Source organism: Saccharothrix deserti, assembly GCF_009769385.1.
GTDB lineage: Bacteria > Actinomycetota > Actinomycetes > Mycobacteriales > Pseudonocardiaceae > Actinosynnema > Actinosynnema deserti.
In genome coordinates this window covers 128,986-145,542 of sequence record NZ_VKAB01000008.1, presented here as the reverse complement: position 1 = coordinate 145,542, position 16,557 = coordinate 128,986, and the positions used below count along the sequence as shown (strand labels likewise).

Below are 16,557 nucleotides of genomic sequence, written 5' to 3'. Positions count from 1 at the left end.
ACGTGATCCGCGTACGTGATCCGTGTACGTGATCAGGCGCCTTCGGCGGCCAGGTCGTCGTCGTCCACGTTGCGGTTGTCGCTCGACTTCGTCGGCCCGTTCTTCCGGGTCCGCCGCTGCGGCCGGGGCAGGGCGGTGGGCGGCGGGGGCGGGGTGGGGGAGCCGCCGCCGAGGATCAGCTCCGCGAAGGTGGCCATGGCCTCGTCCAGCTGGCCGCCGATGCGCAGCTCGGACTCCTGGTTGCTCTTGCGCACCAGGCCGGCCAGCGAGTCGGTGTCCGGCCGCGTGGACAGGGTGCCCTCGACCTTGGCGATGCCCTGCTCCACCACACCGGACAGCTCGCCGAGGCGGGCCGCGAAGTCGTCCTCGACCGAGTCGAGGCGCGTGGTCATGGTGTCGAGGCGGGACGTGACCTGCTCCAAGCGCTGCGCCAGCGCCTCCAGCCGGTCCGTCGCGTCGACCTGGTCGCGGGTCTCGTCCAGCGCCGCGTGCAGCGCCTCGCGGGCCTCGTCCAGCTTGCCCGTCATCGTGCTGCGGGTGTCCGCCAACGACGAGGCGAGCGAGTCGCGGGTCTCGGTGAGCGACGCGTGCAGGCCGTCGCGGGTGCTGTTGAGGTTGTCGCGGGTCTCGTCCAGCCTGCCGTGCAGGTTGTTGGTCGAGTCCGTCACCGAACGCTGCAACGCCTCACGCGTGCCGTCCAGGTGCTCGTGGACGCCCTCGTCGACCTCGTCCAGACGACCGCGCAGCGCGGCCTCCAACGCCTCGATGCGCTCGCGCAGCGGCCCCGTCACCGCGCCGGGCACCTGCTCGACCTTGCCGTCCTGCTTGTCCAGGTGGCCGTCGAGGTCGTCGAGGCGCTTGTGGATGTGGGAGAGCTTGTCCTCCAGGCCGTCCATCCGCCCGGCGACGCCCTCGAACCGGCCCGCCACTCCGTCGAGCCGACCGTCGAGCTGCGCGAACGGCTTGGCCAGCTTGTCGACCAGGCCCTCGACGGCCCGCCCGATGCCCTGGACCGCGTTGTCCTGCGCCTCCAGCCTGGCCAGCGCCTCGTCCAGCCGCTCGGCCAGCACGCTGACCTCGGTCCGGTCGGGCAGCTCGGACAGGCGCTTGCGAACGGAACCCAGCGACTCGAGCGGGGACATCCGCGCGTGGATCTCGTCCAGTGCGTCGAAGATCTGCTGCTGTTCGCTCTCACGGATCTCCGCGGCGCGCGTCAGCATGTTGCGCATCCGATCGAAGGACATCGTGGAGTTGTTGTTCTCGTTCACGGCTCGGGTGCCTTCGTCCAGGGGAGGGGAGACCTCCGGGAGCCTAACCAGGTTGGGGCGGCGGGCAGTAGCACCCCCCGGCGGGGACCGCCTGTCTCGACCTTGCGTGTACTCCGTTGGAGTGACACCGGCCGACCCTACCTCAACGTAACCCGCAGCGGGCCTATGACTGCGTCCCGTGAGCATCCGCCGTGTGAGTGACTAAAGCTCGGGTGGCGGTAGCGGAAAGTTCTGCATCACGACTGCACAACGGCGAAAGAGCCACTCGAGTGAGTGGTTCCGGACACACCAGGTAACTCCTGGGTGATCATACCGTAGCAAGATCATTAGTTGGCGGACCGACCCGGCGTGTCACGGGTATACGGTGACGACCATGCCGACCCCGCTTAGCCAGGAGGCCCTCCGCAGCGCGCCCAAGGTGCTGCTGCACGACCACCTCGACGGTGGCCTCCGCCCTCAGACGGTGATCGAACTCGCCGAAGCCTGTGGCCACCAGGGCCTGCCCACCACCGACCCCGTCGCGCTGGGCACCTGGTTCCGCGACAACGCCAACTCCGGCTCGCTGGTCCGCTACCTCGAAGGCTTCGCGCACACCTGCGGCGTCATGCAGGACGAGGCCGCGCTGGTGCGCGTCGCCTCCGAAGCCGTGCAGGACCTGGCCGACGACGGCGTCGTCTACGCCGAGATCCGCTACGCCCCGGAGCTGTTCACCGAGAAGGACCTGAGCCTGGAGCAGGCCGTCGAGGCCGTGCAGGAGGGCTTCCGCCAGGGCGAGGCCGCGTCCGCCGGCCGCATCAAGGTCCGCACGCTGCTGTGCGCGATGCGCCAGAACGACGGCTGGCAGCGCATCGCCGACCTGGTGGTCCGCTACCGGGACGCGGGCGTGGTCGGCTTCGACATCGCGGGCCCGGAGGCCGGGTTCCCGCCCAGCAAGGAGCTGTCCGCGTTCGAGTACCTGCGCCGGCAGAACGCGCACTTCACCATCCACGCCGCCGAGGCGGCGGGCGCGGAGTCGGCCTGGGAGGCCGTGCAGCTCGCGGGCGCCGAGCGCCTGGGCCACGGCGTGCGACTGGCCGAGGACATCAAGGGCGACGAGGTCGGGCAGCTCGCCGCGTACGTGCGGGACCGGCGCATCGCGCTGGAGATGTGCCCGACGTCGAACGTGCACACCGGCGCGGTGCCGTCGCTGGCCGAGCACCCGATCAAGCGGCTGGCCGAGCTGGGCTTCCGGGTCACCGTGAACACCGACAACCGGCTGATGAGCCAGGTGTCGATGACCGGTGAGTTCGCCACCGTGGTCGAGCACTTCGGCTTCGACTGGGACGACCTGCGCAAGTTCACCGTCAACGCCGCCAAGGCCGCGTTCATCTCGCACGACGAGCGCCGCGCCCTGATCCAGGACGTGATCGAGCCCGCGTACGCCGCCCTCCAGCAGTAGAACCCGAGCCGGTAGAGCAAAGGTCGCGGGCTCCGACGGGGCCCGCGACCTTCACGTTTCAACGGCCGACGCGTTCCGGCGGCCGACTGGTGGACTAGTGGACCTTGAGCCGGTCCTCGAACGACGCCACCAGGTTCCGCCACGCCACCTGCTCGTCGTCGAACGGCGCGCTGGGCGCCAGCCGGGTGGGGTCGGGCTTGAGCACGTACGACACCAGCCACCCCAGCCGCTCGGACTGGTTGAGCGCCACCTTCACGGTGTCGTCGTGCGCCCACTCGCCCGCGTCCTCCAGCAGCTCCACCACCAGGTCGAGCTGCGTCGGGTCGACCGCGTCCGGGCCGTCGGCGATGTCCTCGTCCAGGCCGGTGAGCACGTAGACGTTGTCCGGGTCGACCTGGACCTCCAGGTCACCGCCGGTCGCCTTGGTGACCAGCTCGCCCCAGGTCGACACCTCGGCCAGGTCGTTGTCGTCGGCCTCGACGATGAACCGGGCCAACGCGCGCGGCGAGCCGAACACGTCGATCTTGCCCTTGCGGCCGAGGAACACCGGCTGGTCGTCCAGGTAGCAGCGCAGCGTGTAGTACTCGCCCGCGCCACTGATGATCTTGATCGGGTCGATGCCGACCTCGCCCCAGAAGCCGACCGGCTCGTCGTCGCCCTCTTCGTCCTCGTCCTCGGAGTCCGCCGCCACGGCGTTGGCCTCCTCGAACGCGGCCAGCTCGTCCTGCGCGGCCTTGAGCGCGGTCTCGTCGACCTCCGGCGTGGTCACGACCCCGTCGATCGCGTCCAGCACCTCGTCCCACTTCTCGGAGACGACCTCGGCGATCTCGGTCCACAGCGCCTGGCCCTCGCGGCCGGTGAACGGCAGCGTGCCCTGCGGCAGCAGCGCGAAGCCCTCCGCCGAGTCCAGGACCTCGTGCACCTTCTCCAGGTCGCACACGTCCGCCAGCGACCGCACGATCGAGACCACGTCGGCCAGCTCGCCGATGACCCAGGTGTCGGGCTCCTCGGCGACCAGCTCGGGCACGCCGACCAGGTCGAACTGGTGGTTGTCGTCGGGCGACAGCTCACCGACCGACAACGCCGGCACCACGTGCCACGCCGGGTGGTCGGTCAGGTCGTGCTCTTCGGCCTTGCGCACGAACGCCGCCAGGTGCGCGGCATCCGGGAAGGCGTACAGGTCCTCCTCGTGGCCGAGGAATGCCTCCCACTCCTCGCCCTCTTCCCGCCAGCGGGGAGCCCACAGGGTGACCACATCACCCTGAGTGAGCCCCAGCTCGATCGGGACGATGTCCTGTGCCATCCGACCTCCCGGTCACGCCATGCCCCTTTGCGATGCGGGGGCAAGAGTACGGGGTCGATCACCTGCTACCAGGACGCGGGCCAGTGTGCCGGGCCTCAGCCCGGTGGTGAAGGCCCGCACGCGGGAAGCCGGTCACGACCAAGCGTGCCCTAGACCGGACGGTTCTGCTGTTCGATGTACTGGTGCAGCACGCTGGTCGGAGGGCCGTCGACCGATCCGGCGAAGTACGACCCGGACCACAGTTGTCGTGCCCGCCAGTAGTGCCGGGCCAGTTCGGGGAACTCCTGTCGCATCCTGCGGGACGAGACGCCCTTGAGGCTGTTGACCAGCTTCGAGATCGCGACCTTGGGCGGGAAGTTCACCAGCAGGTGCGTGTGGGTGGGCTCGCCGTTGAACTTGACCAGGTCGCACTCGAAGTCGGCGCAGACCGCCTGCATGATCTCTTCCAGCCGGGTCAGGTGCCGGTCGCTGAACACCTCGTGCCGGTACTTCGTCACGAAGACCAAGTGTGTGTGAAGCACGGAAACACAGTGTCTACCTGTGCGAATACCCTCGGGATCGGTCATAAAACCAACCGTATAGGGTTAGGCTGTGCAGCTGCGGTACAACTTCCGCGTCGACCCGACGCCGGGCCAGCGGATCGCGTTGGCCCGTGCGTTCGGGTGCGCGCGGGTGGTGTTCAACGACGGGTTGCGCGCACGCCAGGCCGCTCGGGAAGCCGGACTGCCGTACGTCACGGACGGCGAGCTGTCCGAGCAGGTGATCACCAGCGCCAAGACCACCCCGGAGCGGGCGTGGCTGTCCGAGGTGTCGGCGGTGGTGCTGCAACAGGCACTGGCGGACCTGAACACCGCGTACCGGAACTTCTTCAAGTCGCTGTCCGGAAAGCGCGAGGGACGGCGGGTCGGGCCGCCGAGGTTCCGGTCCCGCAAGGACAACCGGCAGGCCATCCGGTTCACCGCCAACGCCCGGTTCCGGGTTCTGGACAACGGACGGTTGCGGCTGCCGAAGATCGGGGACCTGCGGGTCCGCTGGTCGCGGGATCTGCCCTCGGACCCGTCCTCGGTCACGGTCGTCAAGGACGCAGCGGACCGGTACTTCGCCTCGTTCGTCGTCCAGGCCGGCGACGCGCCGCTTCCTCCTGTCGGGCAGGAGACCGGGATCGACCTGGGCCTGACCTCCTACGCGGTGCTCTCCGACGGCACGAAGACCGCCGCACCCCGGTTCCTGCGCGGCGCTGCACGCAGGCTGCGCAAAGTGCAGAAAGCGCTGTCGCGCAAAGCGAAGGGGTCGGCCAACCGGGCCAAGGCCCGGGTGAAGGTCGCGCGGGCACACGCCCGCGTGGCCGACATGCGCCGGGACTGGCACCACAAGCTGTCCTCCACGATCATCCGCGACAACCAAGCGGTGTACGTGGAAGACCTCGCGGTGTCCGGTCTCGCGCGCACGCGGCTGGCCAAGAGCGTGCACGACGCCGGATGGTCGGCGTTCGTGTCGATGTTGGAGTACAAGGCCGTCCGGCACGGCCGCACCTTCGCCCGGATCGACCGGTGGTTCCCCTCCACCCGCATGTGCTCGGCCTGTGGCGCGATCGGCGCGAAACTCCCGCTGGACGTCCGGTCGTGGACCTGCTCCTGCGGCGCGGTTCACGACCGGGACGTCAACGCGGCACGCAACATCCTGGCCGCCGGACGGGCGGACAGGTAAAACGCCTGCTGAGCCCAGGTAAGACCACCCCCACCGGGAGGCGCAGGGCGATGAAGCAGGAACCCGCCGAGGCGACCCGGCGGCGCGACACCCGCGTCACCAGGCGCGGCAGGAATCCTCGTCCGCCAGGATGGGGAGGACGTCAACGCCGTTGACCACGGAAAGGGTCGGCGAAGTAGTCGTCGTCGTCCGTTTCCGCGGGTTCCGGACGGGGTGCGGGGCGGTTCGGCCGCTGCCCGGCCCACGGTGGTGCGGACGGTGTGGCCGCCCGCTGCTGCGCTCCGGACCAGCCCTGTTCACCGGGCTGCCGCTGCGCGACGGGCGGTGTGACGGGAGGTCGGGGTGCGGAGGTGTCGACCGCCGGTGCGGTGTTGAGGGGTGGCGGGCCGGCGAAGGCCTCCACCGCCATGGCCATGCTGTCGCCCAGCGATTTGGCCAACTCGTTGTAGCTCGTCTGCACGGCCGCGTCCGTCGCCAGCCGCGCCGTCTCCACGACCAGCCTGCCGACCGCGTCCGGTCCCTGCGCCAACGCGTTCGGGTGCAGGTCGAGCGATTTCAGCTCACCCGTCGCGGTCGCGGTGGCGCGGGCCAGGCGGGTGGGGTGCTCGGCCGTGCCGGTCGTGCGGGCCAGGACCTCGGTCAGGCCCTCGGCCGCCGCGAGTCGTTGCTCCTGCGTCACCGCGAACTCCTCAGGTACGAGCCGTCGAAGTCGTCGTCGTCCGGACCGCGTTCGAAGCCGATCTCGGTCAACGCCCGCACCGCCGCCGGATCGGCCACGCGTTCCAACGTCCGGTGCATCCGCGAGGCGGCGTCCCGGGCAGCGCGTGCCGACACGCGCAGGATCTCGTCCGCCAACGCCCGCGGTCCCATGTTCAACGCCGCGGGCGAAATCCGCACTTCCTGCGGCGGGCCGCCGGGCACGGCCACGACCGTGACCGCGCCGTCCGGGGACGACGCCCGGCCGAGCACCGGGCCGGTGCGCGCCACGTGCTCGGAAACCTGCCGCTCGGTGTCGGCGACCCGCCTGGCCGCCCGCTCCGTCTCGTCCACGTCCTCAGCCCGTCGGTCGGTAGAAGCCCATGAAACCCATGCCGCTGTTGCTCGTGCGGATCGGGTTCACCTGCACCGGGTCGCCCGCCTCCACCATCTGCCCGTTGCCGATCACCATGGCCACGTGCCCGTCCCACACCACCAGGTCGCCGGGCAGCAACTGGTCCGACGGCACGGACGCGCCCATGGCCTGCGACGACGCGGGCCGCGGGATGTCGAACCCGGCGCCCCCGTACGCCCACTGGGTCAGGCCGCTGCAGTCCGTGCCCTGCGGCGGGTTCGCGCCGCCCCACACGTACGGGGTGCCCAAGGCGGACAACGCGTTGCGCACCGCCCGTGCGGCGGTCTCGTTGGGCGCTTCGGCGGAGCTGCCGTCCGGCAGGTTCACGCCAACGCCGGTGCCGGGCTGCGGCGGGATGGCCACCGGCAGACGTGGCCCGACCGCACCGCCGCCGCCTCCACCACCTCCGCCGCCACTACCGCCGCCTCCACCACCACCGCTGCCACTGCCTCCGCCGCTGCCACCGCTGCCGCCGGAAGAAGAGGACTGGTTCCCGCCGTCGCCACTCGCGGACGAGGTCGACGTGGTGCCACCGCTCTCCGCGCCCAACGGGTCGCCGAGCCCGGCGAAGTCCGGCTGCTGCAACCCCTGCAACCGGGTGACCACGTCGGTCAGCTCGGTGCGGACCCGCTCCAACTCCTGGCCGGTCTTGCCCTCGTACTCGCGGGCCTTGGCGGTCACCTCCGCCGCCACCGCGAGCACCGCGCCGATCCCGCCGAACACCCCCGCCGCCACGGCCGCCGCCAACCGGGGCCACGCCCAGCCGGTGAACTCGTCGATCAGGCCCTGGATCGCGGTCTTGCCGGAGTTCACCGCGTCGACCGCGGTGGTGGCCGCCTGCTGGGTGGTCGTGGCGTTGCGCGCCAACGTGCTCACGCCGCCGGAGAACGTCGACACGCGAGCCTGGAACGCGTTCGCCCGCTCGCCGTACCAGTCGCCCAGCGCGGAGTTCGCCGCACCCGTGTGCCTGCCGTCGATCTCGGTCAACGCCGAGGACGCCCGCCCGAACTTCTCCGCCGCGCCCGTCGCGCCGCCGGTGTCGCCCTCGAGCTTGGCCAAGTGGTCCTTCATCGGCTGGACCAGAGCCGCCAGGAAACCGCCGACGTCCACGTCAGGCCCGGGACGCTCGGTGGAGGTCGGCGCTGTTCCGCGCCTCCTGCTCGACGTACGCCTCGCCGGTCTTCCGCACGGCGGTGGCGAACGCGGACAACCCGGCCGACGCCGCGGCCACACCGTCCACTTGGGCCTGTGCCGCGCGCTGGAACGCCGCGCCCAACCCGACCTCGTCCCCGATCTTGCCGAAACTGCCCGCGGCCAACGACGTCGTGCCCGCCAACGTGGACGTGCCGACCGCGCCGACCTCGCTCGCCAGAGCCGAAGCCGTGCTGCCGTACGCCGACAGCGCCGCGGTGTCGACGCCGAAACCCCGTTCCACCCTCGTCCCCCTTTTGGTGCCGTGCGACGGCGATCCTGCCCCATCCGCAACCGGGTTGTGCGGCGTTCGGCCAGATCCTGCCCCGATGGGCGGTACCACGCCCGGTGTCGTCACCTGATCATGTGTCTGTGGGTGTTTTGCGCCATTGGGAACGGATTGCGGCGTGGCTGGACCACCACGCCCCCTTGACCGGATCGGCGTTCGTGCCCCCCGAGGACGGCGCCGCGGTCGAGGCGCTGGCGGACGCCACCGGGCTCGCGCCGCCGGACGACCTGCGCGCGTGGTGGGCCGTGTGCGGTGGCACCGCGGATTTGGCGTTCGCCGAAGTGCTGCCGCCGTTCTACACGCCGCTCGGCCCGTCCAACGCGCTGCGGTCGTGGCGGCTGAAGGAGCGGTTCTGGCCGGCGGAGCTGAACTCGGAGGCGGGCACGCCGACGGTCGGCTTCCACCCGATGTGGCTGCCGATCGCGTTCGACGGGTGCGGTGACGCGTTGGCGGTCGACCTGCGGCCGGGTGTGCTGTCCGGGTGCGTGGTCGAGTGGGACCGGGAGGCGGGCGAGATGCTGAAGCCCGAGTGGACCAGCCTGGACGAGATGCTGGACGAGGTCGCCACGGCCCTGGAGCACCGCAGCCGGCTCGGCCACTGCGAGCCGCTGGTCACCACGGACGGCCGGCTGGGCTGGTGCACCAACTGACGACCAGCACCCCCGGATCTTCCGGTAAACTGAGTTGTCGCAGCTCAGCGCACTCATTGGAGGCAGTATGGCGGACGTCCACGACGTGGCCGCGGCCGTGCTCGACGCCACCGGTCCCGAGTCGCCGATGAAGTTGCAGAAGCTCCTGTACTACACGCAGGCGTGGCACCTGGCCGAGTACGACAAGCCGCTGTTCGACGCCCCGATCGAGGCGTGGCGGCGAGGTCCGGTCGTGCCCGAGATCTACTTCCGCCACCAGGGCCAGTCCGAGGTGTGTGCCTGGGAAGAGGGCGATCCGCGCGGGTTGAGCGCGCGGGAGTACGGGGTCGTGCGGTCGGTGGTCGAGCGGTACGGGCACTTCAGCCGGCACGAGCTGAGCGACATGGCGCACGACGAGGAGCCGTGGCGGGCGGCACGGGGTGACCTGCCCGAGACGGAGCCGAGCAGCGAGCCGCTCTCGCACGGTGTGATGGCCCGCTACTTCCGCAGGTTGACCAGTGGGCCGGAGGAAGCGGTCGCGGAGGCCGTGGGCAGCGCCCGGCTGGAGGGCTTGGACGTCCCGGACGACGTGGTGGCGACCATGCGGGCGGTCGCGGCGGGCGAGTTGACCGCGGACGAGGCGATCGCCAGAGAGCTCGAGGCACTGCGCCGCCCGTGAGTTCTGAAGATCCATACCTGGACCCGGTATCCGGTGTCCTGCGCAACACCTTGGGCCTGACAGACCAACAGGAATGCGATTACGCCGAGGCGCGGCTGAGCACGATGCGCGTCGAGCAGCTCGCGCTGGCACCGCTGCCCGGCCTCTACGACCTGGCCCACTTGCAGGCGTTCCACCGGCGCATCTTCGGCGACTTCTACCCGTGGGCGGGTGAGGTCCGGCGGGTCAACATCGCGCGGTCGGCGACGTTCGCCGCGTGGCGGCAGATCGAGCCCTACGCGCACTGGCTGTTCGACGAGCTGAAGAAGGAGCGCTACCTCCGCGACCTGGAGCGCGATCCGTTCCTGGACCGGTTCACGCACTACTTCGCCGAGGTCAACGCCATTCACCCGTTCCGGGAAGGCAACGGGCGCACGCAGCGCGCGTTCTTCCGGCAGCTGGCGCGCGAGGCGGGGTGGCGGGTCGCCGTGCACTCGCTGGACCGGACCGCGTTCGTCGAGGCGTGCCGGGAGAGCATGTCCAGCTCCAACGAGTCGCTGCGCGACCTGTTCGACGCGGTCCTGAGCCCCGCCTGACGAGGTGTGACGCAGCTCACTCGATTCGGAGAACCGTTTTCGGGGAGCGGTCGTCTTGCCGGATGTGAACGAGGAGCAGCTGGTCCGCGCGGTCGCCCGTGGCGACCGCGCGGCCTTCGAGGAGCTCTACCGGCGCACGTCGCCGTGGCTGGCGGTGCGCCTGCGCCGCCGGTGCGCCGACGAGCAGGTCGTCGCCGAGGTCATGCAGGAGACGTACCTGGCGGTGTGGCGGGCGGCGGGGTCGTTCGCGGGCGCGGCGGTCGACGGCACGGCGGTCGGGTGGCTGTGGACGATCGCGGTCCGCCGGCTGGTCGACGCGTTCCGCCGCCGTGCGCACCAGGCCCGGCCGCTGCCGGTGGCCGAGGCCTCGCCCGCCGCCGAGGACGAGGTGCTGGCGGGCGCGTTGAGCGACGACGTCGGCGGCGCGTTGCGCGACCTGGCACCGGAACTGCGGCAGGTGCTCCAGGCGATGGTGCTGGACGGGCTGACCGTGCGGGAGACCGCCGTGCTGCTCGGGGTGCCCGAGGGCACCGTCAAGACCCGCGCTCGGCGGGCTCGGATCGCGATGCGGGAGGCACTGTCATGAGCGAGCACGCGTCCGCCGAGCTGATCGCCCGCTACGCGGCGGGCGACGACCTGCCGCCGGACCGGCTGTGGGCGGTCGAGGCGCACCTGGAGACCTGCGAGCTGTGCCGGCTGCGGCTGGCCGACGTGGCTCCGCCGCAGGTCACGGCGTTGACATCGGCCGTGTGGGCGGGGTTGGCGCCGACCGGTGCGCCGGTGCGCGGACATCGCCGGTTCGCACGGTGGGCGGTGCCGTCGTTCCTGCCGTGGCTGTCGATGACGGCGTTCGTGGTGTTCGCGGCGCTGTTGGTGGACGAACTGGCGCCCGCCGCGGTGACGTCCACGGTGTTGCTGATCGCGCCGATCGTGCCCGTGCTGGGTGTGGCGGCGGCCTGGTCGCGGGCCATGGACCCGGCGTACGAGCTGGTCGTGTCGACTGCGCGGGCCGGTCTGGAACTCGTGTTGCGCCGGACGTTCGCGGTGCTGGTGGTCGTGCTGCCCGCGTTGCTGCTGGGCGGCTGGCTGGCCGGTGCGTCACCCGCGTACTGGCTGCTGCCGTGCCTGGGCGTCACCTCGGTGACCCTCGCGCTCGGCGGCGTGATCGGGGTGCGCCGGGCCGCGATCGCCGCCACCGCCACGTGGGCGGTGCTGGTGGTCGGTCCGGCGGTGGTGCTCGGCGGTGTGCCCGGCGTGCTCGCGCCGGGCGCGGCGCCGTTGTGGGCGGCGGCGCTGGTCGGGGGCGCCGCCGCCGTGTTCTTCCGGTCCGCGGCCTACGCGCGGCTGTGATGGAGAGGGCTGTGATGGAGGGGGTTGTGGTGGCGCGTGTGGTGAGCGCGGCGGAGGTCGCGCCGACGGGGTACGCCTGGCAGGTCAAGGCGGAGGGTCTGCGCGTGCGCGCGGGCCGGACGATGGCGGTGGACGGGCTCGACCTGCGGCTGGGTCGTGGTGTGCACGGGCTGCTCGGGCCGAACGGCGCGGGCAAGACCACGCTCATCCGGTCGCTGGCCACGGTGCTGCGGCCGGCGTCCGGGACGTTGGAGGTGCTGGGCTCGCCGGTGTCCGGGCGGGTGGACCTGCGTCGGGTGCGGCGTGCGCTCGGCTACCTGCCGCAGGATTTCGGCTACTACAAGCGGTTCACCGTGCGCGAGTTCGTCGAGTACATGGCGTGGCTCAAGGAGATGCCGAAGCGGGACGTGCCGGGTGCGGTGCAGCGGGCCGTGGAACGGGTCGGGCTGGCCGATCGCGCGGACTCCCGGATGAAGACGCTGTCCGGTGGCATGGTGCGGCGGGCCGGGATCGCGCAGGCCATCGTCAACGACCCCGAGGTGCTGCTGCTGGACGAACCGACCGCCGGGCTCGACCCCGGTCAGCGGGTCAGGTTCCGGGAGTTGTTGCAGGAGTTGGGTTCCGACTCGTGCGTGGTCGTGTCGACGCACCTGGTCGAGGACGTCGCGGCGGCCTGCACGGACGTGGTGCTGTTCAAGGCCGGTCGGCTGGTGTTCCAGGGCACGCCGGACGAGCTGGCCGCGGCCGGTGGGCCGGACAACGTCGGCGACAGCCCGCTGGAACGCGGGTACTCGGCGCTGATCGGTGAGGCAGGTGCGTGGTGAGGATCCTCGGTATCGAGCTCAAGCGCACCGCGGCGGTGCTGGTCGGCGTGCTGATCGCGCTGGTCATGCTCGGGGTGCTGCACTGGGGGCCGTCGACCAAGAACAGCATGGCGTGGACGCGGCAGTGGACGGCGTTGGCCGAGTGGGTCCGGTTCATGCTGGTGTTCTCGTGGCCGTTGACGCTCGGCGCGGGCGCGTTGCAGGGGTTGCGGGACCGGCGGTCCGGGGTGGAGGAGCTGTTCGCCTCCACACCGCGGCCACGGGCGCGGCGGGTGGGGTGGACGCTCGGGGCGCTGGCGGTCGCGTTGACCGTGGGATACGCGGTGGTGTTCGCGGTCGGGGCGGTGCAGGTGCCGTCTTCGACGGACTACTTCCACTGGGGTTGGCTGCCGGTGGCCCTGGTGGGCGTGCTGGCGTTGGTCGGTGGGGCGTGGCTCGGGGTGGGGTTGGGGCGGCTCCTGCCGTCGCTGTTGACGCCGCCGGTGCTGGCGGTGGCCGGGTTCGCGCTGACGTCGCTGGGGTTGGGGCAGACGACGGGGGACGGGTTCCGCTGGACCCTGCTGCTGCCCTCGGTGGTGTACCCGAAGACGGTGTTCGCGTCGGTGGCCGGTTCGGTGAGCGCGGTGCAGGCGGTGTGGTTCGTCGCGGTTGCGCTGACGGGGTTCCTGCTGGTCGCTTTGCGGCGGCGGTGGCTGGGCGTGCTGCCCGTGCTGGTGGCGGGCGCCGTCGCGGTACCGCTGTTGCCCGCCACCCTGGACGAGGCCTACTCACCTGATCGGGTGGCTGCGGAGCTGGTGTGCTCCGAGCAGTTGTGCCTGACGCGAGCCCACGAGCACCAGCGGGCGGCGCTGGCGGGGCCGGCGCGGGAGGCGTTGCGGCTCCTGGCGAAGCTGCCGTCACCGCCCACGTCGGTGCGGGAGGTTCCGGGCACGTCCGGTCCGGCGCCGCGTGAGGCACGTGGCCCGGAGTCGACGGATGCCGTGTGGATGGACCTGGACGAGTTCACGTACTTCCGCCGCACACCACCGACACCCGAACTCATGACGACGTACCTGCTGGCCGGCGCCGGGACACGAACCTGCTACGGCGACTACGTCCCGGCAACGGTGGCACGCGAGATCGCCGCACGCACCGTCATGACCGCGTGGCTGACCGGCCGCCTGGAACCCCTGCCCGTCTACCGCCCCTGGGTGGGCAGGGACACCGACGCCCTGGCCGACAAGGCCTGGCAGCACCTCAACTCGATCCCGCCCGCCACCCAAGCCGCCCAGGTCCAAGCCGCCCGCGAAGTCCAGGCGGCCTGCTCCGGCGACGCGCTGACCACCCTCACCGGCGGCACCACGTGAACCGCTGGCTGTTCCTCTACGCCCGCGCCCGGCAGATCCCGGCGTCGGCCGCCGCCGTGGTGGTCGGGGTGGCGGCACTGGCCGCCGTCGCCCAGCCGGACGGCAGCCCGCACCTGGCCGCGTTCGCCGCGGCCATCGGGGTCGCCGCCCTCGCCACCGGCCTGGGCGGGCACGACCTGGGGCTCGACCGCACGGCCGCGTTCGGCTGGCCACCCCGTCGGGCCGCGCACCTGCTGTTCGGCGGCACGTTCGTCACCGCACTGCTGCTCGCCGTGGGCCTGGTGGCGTACCCGCTGGCACCGGACGCCTTCGTGCTCCGCGACGTCATCGGCCTCGGCGGCCTGGCGGCCTGGGGCGCACTGCTGTTCGGCGCACGCGCCGCCTGGGCGTTGCCGATCGGCTGGACCGGCATCACCCTCGTCGTCCCACCCGGCGACGACCACTGGCTCAGCCGCCTGCTGAGCTGGCCGGTGCAACCCGCCGACACCACCTCGGCCACCGTCACCGCGGTCGTGCTCGGCTGCACCGGCCTGCTCGCCTACAGCGTGTTCGGCTGCCGCCGTTAGACACCCATCGGGTGCCAGACCGTCTTCGTCTCCAGGAACGCCCGCAGCCGGGCCAAGTCCGGCTCGCGGGTGAAGTCCTCCGAAGGACGCGCCCGCAGCACGCGCTTCACCGTCCCGGCCGCCGACCGCTCCAGATCAGCCCGCGTCGACTCCGGCGCACCGGTCAGGTCGAGCGCGTTCACGTCCGCGTGCGACGCCAGCCACGGCGCGATCTCCGCCGTACGCCCGGTCAGCACGTTCACCACGCCACCGGGCAGGTCGGACGTCGCCAGCACCTCCGACAACGTCACCGCGGGCAACGGCCGGTCCTGCGAGCTGACGACCACCGCCGTGTTGCCGGTCGCGATCACCGGCGCCACCACGCTGATCAGCCCCAGCAACGACGACTGCTGCGGCGCGAGCACCGCGACCACACCCGTCGGCTCCGGCAACGAGAACGAGAAGTACGGCCCGGCCACCGGGTTCGCCCCGCCCAGCACGGTGGCGACCTTGTCGGTCCACCCCGCGTACCAGACCCACCGGTCGATCGCCGCGTCCACCAGCGACTGCGCCTTCTTCACCGCGACGCCCTCGGACGCGGCCACCTCGGTGATGAACTGCTCCCGCCGGCCCTCCAACACCTCGGCCACCCGGTACAGCACCTGCCCGCGGTTGTACGCCGTCGCACCCGACCAGCCGGGGAACGCCTTGCGCGCCGCCGCGACCGCGTCCCGGGCGTCCTTGCGCGAACCCTGCGCCGCGTTGGCCAGGAACGCGCCCTTCGCGTCGACCACCGGGTACGACCGCCCCGACTCCGACCGCGGGAACGCGCCGCCGATGTAGAGCTTGTACGTCTTCGCGACCGAGATCCGATCAGACATCGAGGTACGCCTCCAGCCCGGTGCGACCGCCCTCGCGGCCGAAGCCCGACTCCTGGTAGCCGCCGAACGGGGCGGTCGGGTCGAAGCGGTTGAACGTGTTGGCCCACACCACGCCGGCGCGCATCTTCTGCGCCGCCCACAGGATGCGCGACCCCTTCTCGGTCCAGATGCCCGCGGACAGCCCGTACGGCGTGTTGTTCGCCTTGGCCACCGCCTCGTCCGGGGTGCGGAACGTGAGCACCGACAGCACCGGCCCGAAGATCTCCTCGCGGGCGATCCGCATCGCCTGCGACACGTTGGAGAACACGGTCGGCGCGAAGTAGAAACCCTTGTCCGGCAACGGGCACGCGGACGTCCACCGCTCCGCGCCCTCGGCGTCACCCGACTCGACCAGCTGCTGGATCTTCGTCAGCTGCTCGCGCGAGTTGATCGCGCCGACGTCGGTGTTCTTGTCCAACGGGTCGCCGACGCGCAGCGTGGACACGCGGGCGTGCAGCTTCTCCAGCAGCTCGTCGGCCACCGATTCCTGCACCAGCAGCCGGGAACCCGCGCAGCACACGTGGCCCTGGTTGAAGAAGATGCCGTTGACGATGCCCTCGACCGCCTGGTCCAGCGGCGCGTCGTCGAACACGATGTTCGCCGCCTTGCCGCCCAGTTCCAGGGTGAGCTTGCGGCCGGTGCCCGCCAGCTGCCGCTGGATGATCTTGCCGACCTCGGTCGAACCGGTGAACGCGACCTTGTCCACGTCCGGGTGCGAGGTGACCGCCGCGCCGACGTCACCCGCTCCGGCGAGGATGTTCACCACACCGGGTGGCAGGTCGGCCTGCTGGATGATCTCCGCCAGCACCAGCGCGGTCAGCGGCGTCGTCTCGGCGGGCTTGAGCACCACGGTGTTGCCGCAGGCCAGCGCGGGCGCGATCTTCCACGCCGCCATCATCAGCGGGAAGTTCCACGGGATCACCTGACCGGCCACGCCCAGCGGCTTCGGGTCGGGACCGTAGCCCGCGTAACCGAGCTTGTCCGCCCAGCCCGCGTGGTAGAAGAAGTGCGCGGCGGCCGTGGGCACGTCCACGTCACGCGATTCCTTGATGGGCTTGCCGTTGTCCAACGACTCCAGCACCGCCAGCTCCCGCCCGCGCTCCTGGATGAGCCGGGCGATGCGGAAGATGTACTTGGCGCGCTCGGAGCCGGGCATCCTGCCCCAGACGCGGTCGTAGGCGCGGCGCGCGGCCTTCACCGCCTTGTCCACGTCCGCCGGCGCGGCCGTGCTGACCTCGGCCAGCACCTCCTCCGTGCCGGGGTTGACCGTCTTCAGCGGCTCACCGGCGCCCTCGACGAACTGGCCGTCGATGAACATCCGGTAGTTCGGCTTGAGGTTCGCGATGTCCCGCGATTCGGGCGCGGGCGCGTATTCCCACATG

19 protein-coding genes are annotated in these 16,557 nt (G+C 71.5%); 10 read left to right on the top strand and 9 right to left on the bottom strand.

Going from position 1 to position 16,557, the window contains the following annotated elements; genetic code table 11:
• Positions 1-32: 32 nt before the first annotated feature.
• On the bottom strand, positions 33-1,244 hold the full coding sequence (locus FM051_RS18030) for a coiled-coil domain-containing protein (RefSeq protein WP_238412469.1): 1,212 nt from the start codon (positions 1,242-1,244) through the stop codon (positions 33-35).
• Between the two features lie 397 nt (positions 1,245-1,641).
• Between FM051_RS18030 and FM051_RS18025 the strand changes: the two genes are divergently transcribed.
• A complete protein-coding gene (locus tag FM051_RS18025) occupies positions 1,642-2,706 on the top strand; it encodes an adenosine deaminase (protein ID WP_158844469.1) in 1,065 nt (354 codons plus the stop codon).
• Positions 2,707-2,800: 94 nt separating this feature from the next.
• Here FM051_RS18025 and FM051_RS18020 read toward each other — a convergent pair whose 3' ends face one another.
• Together FM051_RS18020 and tnpA are read right to left on the bottom strand one after the other, a co-directional pair.
• Positions 2,801-4,009, bottom strand: a complete 1,209-nt coding sequence (locus FM051_RS18020) for a primosomal protein (RefSeq protein WP_158844467.1) — start codon at positions 4,007-4,009, stop codon at positions 2,801-2,803.
• 149 nt (positions 4,010-4,158) lie between these two features.
• Positions 4,159-4,575: an IS200/IS605 family transposase gene (gene tnpA, locus FM051_RS18015; RefSeq protein ID WP_158844465.1), complete on the bottom strand. Its 417-nt coding sequence runs from the start codon at positions 4,573-4,575 to the stop codon at positions 4,159-4,161.
• Positions 4,576-4,600: 25 nt separating this feature from the next.
• Here tnpA and FM051_RS18010 point away from each other — a divergent pair, with 25 nt between their 5' ends.
• On the top strand, positions 4,601-5,716 hold the full coding sequence (locus FM051_RS18010) for an RNA-guided endonuclease InsQ/TnpB family protein (protein WP_158844463.1): 1,116 nt from the start codon (positions 4,601-4,603) through the stop codon (positions 5,714-5,716).
• Between the two features lie 142 nt (positions 5,717-5,858).
• Here FM051_RS18010 and FM051_RS18005 read toward each other — a convergent pair whose 3' ends face one another.
• Genes FM051_RS18005 through FM051_RS17990 form a run of 4 tightly spaced genes read right to left on the bottom strand, consistent with a single transcriptional unit; the run spans position 5,859 to position 8,262 of the window.
• Positions 5,859-6,395: a YbaB/EbfC family nucleoid-associated protein gene (locus FM051_RS18005; protein ID WP_158844461.1), complete on the bottom strand. Its 537-nt coding sequence runs from the start codon at positions 6,393-6,395 to the stop codon at positions 5,859-5,861.
• Positions 6,392-6,766, bottom strand: a complete 375-nt coding sequence (locus tag FM051_RS18000) for a YbaB/EbfC family nucleoid-associated protein (protein ID WP_158844459.1) — start codon at positions 6,764-6,766, stop codon at positions 6,392-6,394. The genes FM051_RS18005 and FM051_RS18000 overlap by 4 nt, the downstream gene beginning before the upstream one ends.
• 4 nt (positions 6,767-6,770) lie before the next feature.
• Complete coding sequence (locus FM051_RS17995) at positions 6,771-7,898, bottom strand: C40 family peptidase (RefSeq protein ID WP_238412468.1); 1,128 nt, start codon at positions 7,896-7,898, stop codon at positions 6,771-6,773.
• Positions 7,899-7,938: 40 nt separating this feature from the next.
• A complete protein-coding gene (locus tag FM051_RS17990; protein WP_158844455.1) occupies positions 7,939-8,262 on the bottom strand; it encodes a hypothetical protein in 324 nt (107 codons plus the stop codon).
• A gap of 185 nt (positions 8,263-8,447) precedes the next feature.
• On the opposite strand from FM051_RS17990, the gene FM051_RS17985 reads away from it, so the two are divergent.
• The 8 genes from FM051_RS17985 (at position 8,448) to FM051_RS17950 (ending at position 14,276) form a co-directional block, all read left to right on the top strand.
• Positions 8,448-8,957, top strand: a complete 510-nt coding sequence (locus tag FM051_RS17985; protein WP_158844453.1) for an SMI1/KNR4 family protein — start codon at positions 8,448-8,450, stop codon at positions 8,955-8,957.
• A 67-nt stretch (positions 8,958-9,024) separates the two neighbouring features.
• Positions 9,025-9,615, top strand: coding sequence for a type II toxin-antitoxin system antitoxin SocA domain-containing protein (locus tag FM051_RS17980; RefSeq protein ID WP_158844451.1), 591 nt, complete (start codon positions 9,025-9,027; stop codon positions 9,613-9,615).
• On the top strand, positions 9,612-10,190 hold the full coding sequence (locus FM051_RS17975; RefSeq protein ID WP_158844449.1) for a Fic/DOC family protein: 579 nt from the start codon (positions 9,612-9,614) through the stop codon (positions 10,188-10,190). Before FM051_RS17980 ends, FM051_RS17975 begins: the two co-directional genes overlap by 4 nt.
• Before the next feature lie 55 nt (positions 10,191-10,245).
• Entirely contained in the window at positions 10,246-10,776 is a 531-nt protein-coding gene (locus FM051_RS17970; protein ID WP_158844447.1) for an RNA polymerase sigma factor, read from the top strand.
• Positions 10,773-11,540, top strand: a complete 768-nt coding sequence (locus tag FM051_RS17965) for a zf-HC2 domain-containing protein (protein WP_158844445.1) — start codon at positions 10,773-10,775, stop codon at positions 11,538-11,540. The genes FM051_RS17970 and FM051_RS17965 overlap by 4 nt, the downstream gene beginning before the upstream one ends.
• Before the next feature lie 14 nt (positions 11,541-11,554).
• Complete coding sequence (locus FM051_RS17960) at positions 11,555-12,364, top strand: ABC transporter ATP-binding protein (protein WP_158845309.1); 810 nt, start codon at positions 11,555-11,557, stop codon at positions 12,362-12,364.
• Positions 12,361-13,710 (top strand): hypothetical protein, encoded by a 1,350-nt coding sequence (locus FM051_RS17955; RefSeq protein ID WP_158844443.1) that lies wholly within the window; start codon positions 12,361-12,363, stop codon positions 13,708-13,710. The genes FM051_RS17960 and FM051_RS17955 overlap by 4 nt, the downstream gene beginning before the upstream one ends.
• Positions 13,707-14,276 (top strand): hypothetical protein, encoded by a 570-nt coding sequence (locus tag FM051_RS17950; protein WP_158844441.1) that lies wholly within the window; start codon positions 13,707-13,709, stop codon positions 14,274-14,276. Before FM051_RS17955 ends, FM051_RS17950 begins: the two co-directional genes overlap by 4 nt.
• Here FM051_RS17950 and FM051_RS17945 read toward each other — a convergent pair.
• A complete protein-coding gene (locus FM051_RS17945) occupies positions 14,273-15,136 on the bottom strand; it encodes an aldehyde dehydrogenase family protein (protein ID WP_158844439.1) in 864 nt (287 codons plus the stop codon). The genes FM051_RS17950 and FM051_RS17945 overlap by 4 nt on opposite strands.
• Positions 15,129-16,556, bottom strand: a complete 1,428-nt coding sequence (locus tag FM051_RS17940; protein ID WP_158844437.1) for an aldehyde dehydrogenase family protein — start codon at positions 16,554-16,556, stop codon at positions 15,129-15,131. Before FM051_RS17940 ends, FM051_RS17945 begins: the two co-directional genes overlap by 8 nt.
• Position 16,557: the final 1 nt, after the last annotated feature.